The sequence below is a fragment of the Micromonospora sp. NPDC004336 genome (genome assembly GCF_053602615.1).
Genome location: NZ_JBSGDY010000212.1, coordinates 1 through 8,931 on the forward strand (window position 1 = coordinate 1; position 8,931 = coordinate 8,931).

Below are 8,931 nucleotides of genomic sequence, written 5' to 3' on the forward strand. Positions count from 1 at the left end.
GCGACCCCCGAGGCGGACCCGGCCCCGGGTCGCGCCGGGGCGGCGGTGCCGGGGACCGACCCGGCCGCGGGTGACCGGCCGGACGTCGGGCTCACCGAGCGGGAGCGCGGCATCCTCGCCTTCGAGCAGCAGTGGTGGCGGCACGCCGGCGCCAAGGAACAGGCCATCCGGGACACCTTCGGCCTCTCCGCCACCCGCTACTACCAACTGCTGAACGCGCTGCTCGACAACCCGGCGGCGCTCGCCGCCGATCCGGTGCTGGTCGGGCGGCTGCGCCGGCTCCGCTCCTCCCGGGCCCGCAACCGCCGCCGCTGAGGGGCGCCTCCCCCAGCAGCCCGCCCCCGCCCATCGCCCTCCGCCGGCCGCCCGCTGGCGCCCGTCGCCGTCGGCCCGCCTCCGCGCGTCGCCGTCGGCCCGCCTTCCGTGCGTCGCCGTCGCTGAGGGCCGCCCGCCCCTCGCTCGCCGCCGTCGCCGGACGGCGTGGTGCCCGGCGGATCGCCCTCCGGTGCCTGGCCGTCGCCGTCGACCGTTTCCGCACGCGTCGGCCGTTCCGCCCCGGACAGTGGCCACTGGTCCGGATCCCGATCCTGCCCCGGCCGCCGGGACGGAATGCCGGCGTGCCGCGCGGGTAGGCGGGTGACGTTCCGAGCCGCGTCCCGCGGCCGGTTCACGTTCCGGGCCGTGACCCTGCGGCCTGGGCCGACGGAGGGAGCGGGCGATGACGGGAATCAACCCGAGCCGGCCACCGGACGGTGCCGGCACCGGGCAGCAGGCCCGACACGAAGCGTCCCGGGTCGGGCATCACGCGACCCAGGCCGGGGGCCAGATGGCGCACGCCGCCGCCGAACATGGCGGACACGTGGCCTCGGAGGCCCGGCGGCAGGCGCGTAACCTCACCGGCGAAGCCACCACGCAGCTGCGTGACCAGGCCCATAACCAGCAGCGGCGGGCCGCCGAGGGGCTGCGCGGCATCGGGCGCGAACTCGACTCGATGGCGGAGCGGAGCGACGACTCCGGCATGGCGGCCCAGCTCGTCCGCCGCGCGGCCGACGCCGCCCAGCAGGCGGCCGGCTGGCTCGACGAACGCGAGCCCGGCGCGGTGTTCGACGAGGTGCGGTCGTACGCGCGGCGGCACCCGGGCACCTTCCTGACCGGCGCGGCCGTGGCCGGCATGCTGGTCGGGCGGCTCACCCGGAACCTCACCGCCTCCGGCGACGGACGGCGGGGCGGCGCGGGCCAGCAGACGCCGCCGGCCGCCGCGCCGACCGCCAGCGGGCCGCGGCCGTACGACCGGTCGGTCGAGGCGCCCTACCGGGCCGAGGAGGCGTATCCGCGCGGCGAGACGTACCCGCGCGAGGAGGCGTACACCGGGATGGCCCGGGTGCGTAACGCCTCGCCGCCCGACCGGCAGGGCCCGGACATCCCGGGCGGGGTGGCGCCGTGAGCGCCCCGGAGAAGGAGCGGACCCAGGCGTCCGTCGGTGAGCTGCTCGGCGACGTGAGCCGGGACGTCTCCACGCTGGTCCGCAAGGAGATCGAACTGGCCAAGGCGGAGCTGCGCGAGGAGGCGACCCGGGCGGGCAAGGCCGGCGGGATGTTCGGCGGTGCCGCGCTGGCCGGCTTCCTGACGGTGCTGTTCGTGTCGTACGCGCTCTGGTGGGGGCTGTCGAACGTGATGGACCAGGGCTGGGCCGCGTTGATCGTGGCGGTCATCTGGGCCGCGGTCACCGGTGGTCTGCTCGCCAACGCGCGGACGAAGATGGCGGAGCTGCGCGCCGTGCTGCCCCGTACGAGACAGACCGCCCGGGAGATGCCGAACGCCATGCGAGGCCGGTGAACCAGCCGGGAGGGAGCAGATCATGTCCAACGATCCGGACCGGATCCGGTGGGAGATCGAGAACACCCGGAACGAACTGAGCAGCGACGTCGACGCGCTGGCCGACAAGGTCAACCCGCGACGGATCGCCGGTGACCGCGTCGGGCAGGCCCGCGGCGCGTTCACCCGGGCCAGGGAGAAGGTGATGGGCGTGCAGTCGGATGGGCACGGCGTCGGTCAGCGGATGTCACACGCGGCCGGTCAGCGGATGTCGCAGGCGAGCGGTTCGGCGCGGGCGTTCGGGGAGCAGTCCCGGGAGCAGGTGTCGCACGCCGCGACGTCGGTGCGGGACGAGGCGCGTTCGCTCGGGCAGCAGTCCCGGGAGCACGCCCAGGGCAATCCCCTCGCCGCCGGCCTGATCGCCTTCGGCGCCGGGCTGCTGGTCTCGTCGCTGATCCCGCCCAGCCGCCCCGAGCGACACTGGGCCGGCCAGGCCAGGGAGATGGTGAGCGAGCACTCCGACCAGTTGCGCGCACAGGCCGGACACCTGCGCGAGCAGGCCGGCCAGATGGGCCGCGAGATGGGCCACGAGATGGGCCACAACCTGCGCGAGCCGGCGCAGCACGCGGCCCGGGCGGTCGGTTCCACCGCCGTCCACGGCGCGTCCGCCGTACGGGAACAGGGCCGCTCGGCCGCCCACCAGGTGCAGGGGCAGGCGCATGAGGCCGCCGACGACCTCCGTCGCCGCTGAGGCGACCCGGGTCGTCGGGGCGGCGCGGACGATGCGGGTACGCTCCGCGTCCGCGCCGCCGCCCGGCCGGCCGGTCAACGAGGACCTGGTCTTCCGGATCGGGCCGCTGGTCGGCGTGCTGGATGGCGCGACCGTGCCGGAGGGCTTCGACACGGGCTGCGTGCACGGGCCGTCCTGGTACGTCCGGCACCTCGCGGCCCGGCTGGGGCTCGCGGAGGCGGCCCGCCCGACGGCGACGCTGATGAGCAACCTGGCGGCGGCGATCCTGGCCGTCCGCTCCGACCACGGCGACGTGTGCGACCTGGACCATCCGGGCACCCCGTCGAGCACGGTCTGCCTGCTGCGCGACGGCGGCGACCACCTCGACTACCTGGTGCTCTGCGACAGCCCGCTGGTGCTGGACGCCGGCGGGCGGGTCGGCGTGGTGACCGACGACCGGCTGGCGACCGCGACGGCGGAGTTGCGGGCCACGGTCGCGGCGGTGCCGGCCGGATCGGCCGACCGGACCACCCGGTTCCGGCAGGCGGTGGCCGTGCAGCGGGAGCGGATGAACCGGACCCACGGCTACTGGGTGGCGGCCGCCGACCCGGACGCGGCGTTCCACGCCGTGACCGGCACGCTGCCGCTGCGGGGGCCCGGTGCGGTACGCCGGGCCGCGCTGCTCAGCGACGGCGCGTCGGCGCTGGTGGAGCAGTTCGGCCTCCTGGACTGGGCGGGGTTGCTGGACGTGGCGAGCGCCGAGGGGCCCGGCGCCCTGGTCGACCGCGTCCGCGCCGCGGAGCGGGACCACCCGGACCGGCTGCGCCGGCACAAGCCCGCCGACGACGCCTCCGTCGTGCTCTGCGAGTTCGACGCCGACGGGCGGTGACGCGGAAGCCGGCCGGCGACGCCGACGGGCAGTGACGCCCGAAGCGGGCCGGCGGTGTCGACGCGCAGCGACGTCCCAAGCGTCGGCCCGCCGTGACGCCGACGTCGGGTGCGCGGGCGGCGGAGCGGGCGAGCGACAGCGGAGCGTGAGGCGGAACACGATGCGGTCCGACCGGCCCGTACCTTCCGCCGGACCGCCAGTCGGTGCCCGATGGGGTGGACTCGGGCCGGTGGGGGCGGCAGACTGCGGCACGTGGCGGGAACGGTCCGGTTGGAGCCGGTGGACGAGCGGAACCTGGAGCCGTTGCTCTCCGTAGCGGCGGCCGAGGCGGAGCCCGGCGACGTGATGCCGCCGGTGGAGGCGCCGGCCGGCTGGTCGCACGCCCGCCGGGAGGCGTTCCGCGAGTTCCACCGGGCGAGCTTCGGCGGCCTGACCGGCCCGACCGGCACCCAGATGTACGCCATCCTCGCCGGCGGCGAGGTGGTCGGCATGATCCGGATGAGCCGTCGCGACGAGCCGGGCACCGTCGAGACCGGGATGTGGCTGGGCCGGTCCGCCCGGGGCCAGGGCATCGGCCCGGCCGCCCTGCGCGAGTTGTTGAACGAGGCCGCGGCGGCCGGTATGGGGCTAGTCGTGGCGGAGACCACGACCGACAACCACGGGGCGCTGTCGGTGCTCGAAAAGTGCGGGGCTAAATTGCGCGAGGACGCCGGCAGGGTGCGCGCCGAGATGTGCCTGGATTCGACGCCGCCGGCATTCTGACGACGATTCGTCAATTTCTCACGCCCTGAGTTCTCCCTGCTCGTTGCGGCATCACTGACCGGTTTGCGCGGTTGAAGAGGTCCGCTGCGTGAGCTTCGGAAATTGTCCGCGGGCGAATGGCGGAAATGTTTCGCCGATAGGGCAACGGGTACTGCCCGCCGGGTCCGATTGAACGGGACACCTGATTGCGGTCCGGCACGTGCTGATCCCCGGCGGCCATTCTTTCGACCACAGCCGTCAGGTGTCCGCCGCTCTGGGGAGCGAAGGAGAACTGATGAACAGCGGAGCACGAATCGGGCTCGCGGTGGGCTTCGGCTATCTGCTCGGCCGCCGGCGCAAGCTGCGTACCGCCCTCACCCTGGCGGCGGCGGTCGCGGCCGGCCGCGCGAGCCGGGAGCCCGGCGGGCTGCTGAAGGCGGGTGGCAACCTGCTCCAGTCGTCCCCCCACCTGACGAACCTCGGCCGCCTCGGCGGGCCGCTCGCCTCGGCCTCGAAGGCGGCCGCGACCGCCGCCGCCGGTAGCGGCATCGACGCGATCAGCGGCAAGCTGCGGGGCTCGGCCGACGCGCTGCGCCGCAAGGGCGGCGCGGGCGCGCCTGACCGGTCGGACGACGACCGGTCGGACGACGGGGACCGGCAGAGCCGGGACCGGGGCGCCGACGACGCCGGGACCGACACCGACACCGAGCAGCGGGGGCGGTGACATGGCGGAGACGACGAACCCCGGCGGCCTCGGCGACAAGGTGCGGGGCCAGCTCGCCGGCGAGGCGCGCAACCTGGCGAGCGCCATCGGCGAGCGGGCCGTGCAGGTGGTGACCGAGCGGATCACCGGCGCGACCGGTCGACTCAGCGACTACGCGAAGCAGGGCGGCGGCCCCGGCCTGCTCGCCGCCGCGACGGGGGCGCAGAAGCTGGCCGAGGGCGGCTCACCGGTGAAGGCGATGGTCCATGCCGGACTGGCCGGCGGTAAGGAGAAGGTGATGTCGGCTCTCGGCAGGGGCGGCAAGGGCGGCAAGGGCGGCGGCAAGAAGGTCAAGGTCACCAACATCGTCGAGGCGATCGAGGTCGGCGTGCCCGTCCGGGTCGCGTACAACCAGTGGACGCAGTTCGGCGACTTCCCGAGCTTCATGAAGAAGGTCGAGAACGTGGACACGGAGGCGGACGAGAAGCTGACCTGGAAGGCGCAGGTCTTCTGGTCGCACCGCACCTGGGAGTCCACGATCGTCCGGCAGATCCCGGACAAGCTGATCCACTGGCGCTCCAAGGGCGAGAAGGGCTCCGTCGACGGCACGGTCAGCTTCCACGAGCTGTCGCCCGACCTGACCCGGATCCTGGTGGTGCTGGAATACCACCCCCAGGGGCTCTTCGAGCACACCGGCAACCTGTGGCGCGCCCAGGGCCGCCGCGTCCGGCTGGAGCTGAAGCACTTCGTCCGGCACGTGATGACCCAGACCGTCCTCGACCCGGAGTCGGTGCAGGGCTGGCGCGGGGAGATCGAGGACTCGCAGGTGGTCCGGGACCACGAGACCGCCCTGCGCGAGGAGCAGGAGGAGCACGAGCGCGAGGAGCAGGAGGGGCGCGAGCGCGAGGAGCGCGGGCGGCCGGAGCGTGAGCAGCGCGGCCGCCGCGAGCCCGAGCCGGAGGAGGAGGCCGAGGAGGGCGACGAGGGCGAGGAGGAGCCGCGCGGCGAGCGCCGGCCCGCCGAGCGCGGCCGCCGCCGCCCGCCCCAGCGCCGCCGCCCGCCGGAGGAGGAGTACGAGGACGAGTACGACGAGGGCGAGTACGACGAGTACGAGGAGGAGGAACCGGAGGAGGAGCAGCCGCCGCGTCGCCGCGCCCCGGAGCGGGCCCGCCGCCCGCAGCCCCGGGAGGAGCCCCGGCCCCGGGAGGAGCCCCGGTCGCGGCGGTCCCCGGAGGCGCCCCGCCGGCCCGTCGTCCGCCGTCGACGGGAGGAGCGCGAATGACCATCGCGACCACCGAGGGGCAGGCCGGCGGCGCACTGGAGCGCGGCGGGTCGGGCGGCAGCCTGGCCGACGTGGTGGAGACGGTGCTGGACAAGGGCGTGGTGATCGACGCGCAGGTGTCGGTCGCCGTGGTCGGCATCCAGTTGCTGGAGATCAACGCCCGGATCGTCATCGCCAGCGTGGAGACGTACCTGCGCTTCGCCGAGGCGGTCGACCGGTTCGACATCACCCCGAAGAACCAGAAGGGGCTGCCCGACCTGGTCGAGGGCGCGTCCGGAGCGGTCGGCGCCGGCAAGGCGGTCTCCGGGATCGGCCGGACCGTCGGCGCGATCGGCGGCGCGGTCAAGGACGCCGTGGACGAGCTCGGCTCCGACTCCCGCGACCGCGACCGCGACCGGGATCGCGACCGCGATCGGGATCGGGATCGACCCCGGCGGCGCCGGGACGAGGAGCGCTGAGATGGCCGAGGAGACCGGGCTGTTCATCTACGGCATCGTGCCCTCCGACGTGGAGCCGACCCCGGACGCCGCCGGGGTCGGCGACCCGCCCGGAGAGGTGGCGGCGATCCGCCACGGGGAGCTGGCCGCGCTGGTCAGCGAGGTCAGCCTGACCGAGCCGATCGGCCGCCCGGCGGACCTGACCGCGTACCAGGAACTGGTGGACGGCACGGCGGCCGTGGCCCCGGTGCTGCCGGTGCGCTTCGGCACGGTGGTCACCGGGCCGGACGCGGTGGCCGACCTGCTGGAGGCGCACCACGAGCGGTTCGCCGCCGCCCTCGACGAGTTCGAGGGCCACATCCAGTACGTCGTGCACGGCCGCTACGTCGAGCAGAACCTGATCGCGGGGGTGCTGGCGGACAACCCGGGCGCGGCCGAACTGGCCGACCAGGTGCGCGGGCAGCCGGAGGCGGCGACCCGACCGCAGCGCATCCGGCTCGGCGAGATGATCAGCCAGGCGGTGGAGCTGCGCCGGGAGGCGGAGAGCCGGCAGCTCGTCGACCAGCTCGACCCGCTCGTCGTGGCGAGCGCGCCCCGGCCGCCGAGCAACGAGCTGGACGCGGTGAACGTCGCCTTCCTGGTCGAGCGGGACCGGGAGGACGACTTCGTCGCCGCCGTCGAGGAGTACGCCGAGCAGCGCCGGGAGTCGACGCGGACGCGGCTGCTCGGCCCGCTCGCCCCGTACGACTTCGTCAGCGCCCACCAGTTGGTGCAGTGAGCGGTGGACGTCCTCTGGGCGCTGCTGACGCTGCCGTACGCCCCGGTGCGGGGGCTGACCGCGGTGGTCAAGGTGATCGCCCGGGAGGCGGAGTCGCGGCAGCGCAACCCGGTCGACGTGCGACGCGAGCTGGAGGCGCTGGACGCGGCGGAGGCCGCCGGGGAGATCAGCGCCGCGGAGCGGGACGCGGGGCAGCAGCAGGTGCTGGCGCGGCTGACCGGCGGAACCGGTCAGCCGGCGCCGCCCCCGACCCGCGACCGGGGCCGTACCCGGGACCAGGGCCGTACCCGGGACCAGGGCGCGGCCCGGGACCGGGGCCGGGACCACGGCCGGGGCTCGGGCCGCGACCGGGGCTCGGGCCGCGAGCAGGGTGGCCAGGGCTCGGCCGGCGACCGGGGCCGGACCCGCGATCCGAGCGGCGTCGGGGCCCGGCGCGGCGCCGGCGGGCCCCGGCGGCGCGCCGGCACGGAACGGACGCGGCGGACGCCGCGCGACGACGGCGAGGGGGGTGAGCGGCATGGCGGACCGGATCCGAGGCGACGGCGGCCGGGCGCGTAGGAACGAGCCGGACGACGACCGGTACGACGACGAGGAGGAGTACCTCGAACCGATCTCTGCGGCCGAGGCCGCCCGCGAGGGGCTGCGGCAGATCGTCGAGCTGACCGAGCGTAACCCCGTGGGGACCACCTCGCTGAAGTCGGTGCGGGACGGCTGGCTGGTCGGGGTGGAGGTCGTCGAGGACCGCCGGATCCCCGCCTCCACCGACCTGCTCGGCCTCTACGAGGTGGAGCTGGACCTGGAGGGCGGCCTGCTCGGCTACCGGCGGGTGCGGCGCTACCAACGCGGGAAGGGCGAGGTGGGTTGAGATGACCGTGCAGCCGCCACCGGTGGTGCAGAACTCGGGCCAGGTCCTGCCCGCCGGGCACGAGCCGGCCAACCTCGGCGACATCCTCGAACGGGTGCTCGACCGGGGCATCGTGATCGCCGGCGACATCCGGGTCAGCCTGCTCGACATCGAGCTGCTGACGCTCAAGCTGCGGCTGGTCATCGCCTCCGTCGACACGGCGCGGCAGATCGGCATCGACTGGTGGGAGCACGACCCCTGGCTCAGCTCGCGGGCGCGACCGCCGGTCGAACCCGGCCCCCGGGACCCGGAGCAGGTGGAGGCGGAGCGCCGCCCCCGGGTCGCCCGGCGGGCCGCCCGGAGGGAGGAGTGGGATGAGTTCGACGGCTGACCTCGCGCCCGCCGGTCCGCCGGCGGCCCCGGACACCGGTGTGTGGCTGCACGGCGTCGTACGCGAGGCCGACGCGGCCCTGCTCGCCGCGACCGCGGGGATGGACGGCGCGCCGGTACGCGCGGTGCGGGCCGCCGGGCTGGCGGCCGTGGTCAGCGCCGCGCCGCTGTCCGAGTACGGCGAGGACGCGCTGCGCCGCAACCTGGAGGAGCTGGCCTGGCTGGAGCGCGCCGCCCGGGCGCACCATGTCGTCCGCACCCCGGTCCGCGTGGGCTGAGCTGCGCGATCGGCAGTCGGAGGGGGTGGGCGAGCCATAGAATC

The 8,931-nt window shown here is 75.5% G+C and carries 14 protein-coding genes; all 14 read left to right on the forward strand.

The genetic code is table 11. The features are described from left to right. Positions 1-315 (forward strand): DUF3263 domain-containing protein (locus ACWENR_RS27595; protein ID WP_452279868.1); only part of this gene is annotated, 315 nt, incomplete at its 5' end. Between the two features lie 403 nt (positions 316-718). After that, complete coding sequence (locus ACWENR_RS27600) at positions 719-1,444, forward strand: hypothetical protein (protein ID WP_452279869.1); 726 nt, start codon at positions 719-721, stop codon at positions 1,442-1,444. Beyond that, on the forward strand, positions 1,441-1,836 hold the full coding sequence (locus ACWENR_RS27605) for a phage holin family protein (protein ID WP_452279870.1): 396 nt from the start codon (positions 1,441-1,443) through the stop codon (positions 1,834-1,836). The genes ACWENR_RS27600 and ACWENR_RS27605 overlap by 4 nt, the downstream gene beginning before the upstream one ends. Before the next feature lie 22 nt (positions 1,837-1,858). Continuing rightward, a complete protein-coding gene (locus tag ACWENR_RS27610) occupies positions 1,859-2,566 on the forward strand; it encodes a DUF3618 domain-containing protein (RefSeq protein WP_452279871.1) in 708 nt (235 codons plus the stop codon). Continuing rightward, complete coding sequence (locus ACWENR_RS27615; protein WP_452279872.1) at positions 2,535-3,434, forward strand: hypothetical protein; 900 nt, start codon at positions 2,535-2,537, stop codon at positions 3,432-3,434. The genes ACWENR_RS27610 and ACWENR_RS27615 overlap by 32 nt, the downstream gene beginning before the upstream one ends. Before the next feature lie 252 nt (positions 3,435-3,686). Beyond that, positions 3,687-4,196: a GNAT family N-acetyltransferase gene (locus tag ACWENR_RS27620; RefSeq protein WP_452279873.1), complete on the forward strand. Its 510-nt coding sequence runs from the start codon at positions 3,687-3,689 to the stop codon at positions 4,194-4,196. A gap of 274 nt (positions 4,197-4,470) precedes the next feature. Continuing rightward, positions 4,471-4,899: a hypothetical protein gene (locus ACWENR_RS27625; protein ID WP_452279874.1), complete on the forward strand. Its 429-nt coding sequence runs from the start codon at positions 4,471-4,473 to the stop codon at positions 4,897-4,899. A gap of 1 nt (position 4,900) precedes the next feature. Continuing rightward, complete coding sequence (locus ACWENR_RS27630) at positions 4,901-6,160, forward strand: SRPBCC family protein (protein ID WP_452279875.1); 1,260 nt, start codon at positions 4,901-4,903, stop codon at positions 6,158-6,160. After that, positions 6,157-6,618, forward strand: a complete 462-nt coding sequence (gene gvpJ, locus ACWENR_RS27635; RefSeq protein ID WP_452279876.1) for a gas vesicle protein GvpJ — start codon at positions 6,157-6,159, stop codon at positions 6,616-6,618. The genes ACWENR_RS27630 and gvpJ (ACWENR_RS27635) overlap by 4 nt, the downstream gene beginning before the upstream one ends. A gap of 1 nt (position 6,619) precedes the next feature. Then, positions 6,620-7,375: a GvpL/GvpF family gas vesicle protein gene (locus ACWENR_RS27640; RefSeq protein ID WP_452279877.1), complete on the forward strand. Its 756-nt coding sequence runs from the start codon at positions 6,620-6,622 to the stop codon at positions 7,373-7,375. A gap of 3 nt (positions 7,376-7,378) precedes the next feature. Further along, positions 7,379-7,933, forward strand: a complete 555-nt coding sequence (locus tag ACWENR_RS27645) for a gas vesicle protein GvpG (protein ID WP_452279878.1) — start codon at positions 7,379-7,381, stop codon at positions 7,931-7,933. Then, positions 7,893-8,240, forward strand: coding sequence for a gas vesicle protein GvpO (locus ACWENR_RS27650; RefSeq protein WP_452279879.1), 348 nt, complete (start codon positions 7,893-7,895; stop codon positions 8,238-8,240). Before ACWENR_RS27645 ends, ACWENR_RS27650 begins: the two co-directional genes overlap by 41 nt. Position 8,241: 1 nt before the next feature. Continuing rightward, positions 8,242-8,610, forward strand: coding sequence for a gas vesicle protein GvpJ (gvpJ, locus tag ACWENR_RS27655; RefSeq protein WP_452279880.1), 369 nt, complete (start codon positions 8,242-8,244; stop codon positions 8,608-8,610). Beyond that, the gene (locus ACWENR_RS27660; protein WP_452279881.1) at positions 8,594-8,887 is read left to right on the forward strand and encodes a GvpL/GvpF family gas vesicle protein; all 294 of its coding nucleotides are present in this window, start codon (positions 8,594-8,596) and stop codon (positions 8,885-8,887) included. The genes gvpJ (ACWENR_RS27655) and ACWENR_RS27660 overlap by 17 nt, the downstream gene beginning before the upstream one ends. Positions 8,888-8,931 lie beyond the last annotated feature (44 nt).

Coding starts and splice junctions, on each gene's coding strand:
- ACWENR_RS27660 (WP_452279881.1), top strand. CDS start 8,594: ATGAGTTCGACGGCTGACCTCGCGCCCGCCGGTCCGCCGGCGGCCCCG.
- ACWENR_RS27600 (WP_452279869.1), top strand. CDS start 719: ATGACGGGAATCAACCCGAGCCGGCCACCGGACGGTGCCGGCACCGGG.
- ACWENR_RS27640 (WP_452279877.1), top strand. CDS start 6,620: ATGGCCGAGGAGACCGGGCTGTTCATCTACGGCATCGTGCCCTCCGAC.
- ACWENR_RS27630 (WP_452279875.1), top strand. CDS start 4,901: ATGGCGGAGACGACGAACCCCGGCGGCCTCGGCGACAAGGTGCGGGGC.
- ACWENR_RS27625 (WP_452279874.1), top strand. CDS start 4,471: ATGAACAGCGGAGCACGAATCGGGCTCGCGGTGGGCTTCGGCTATCTG.
- ACWENR_RS27615 (WP_452279872.1), top strand. CDS start 2,535: ATGAGGCCGCCGACGACCTCCGTCGCCGCTGAGGCGACCCGGGTCGTC.
- ACWENR_RS27610 (WP_452279871.1), top strand. CDS start 1,859: ATGTCCAACGATCCGGACCGGATCCGGTGGGAGATCGAGAACACCCGG.
- gvpJ (WP_452279876.1), top strand. CDS start 6,157: ATGACCATCGCGACCACCGAGGGGCAGGCCGGCGGCGCACTGGAGCGC.
- ACWENR_RS27650 (WP_452279879.1), top strand. CDS start 7,893: ATGGCGGACCGGATCCGAGGCGACGGCGGCCGGGCGCGTAGGAACGAG.
- gvpJ (WP_452279880.1), top strand. CDS start 8,242: ATGACCGTGCAGCCGCCACCGGTGGTGCAGAACTCGGGCCAGGTCCTG.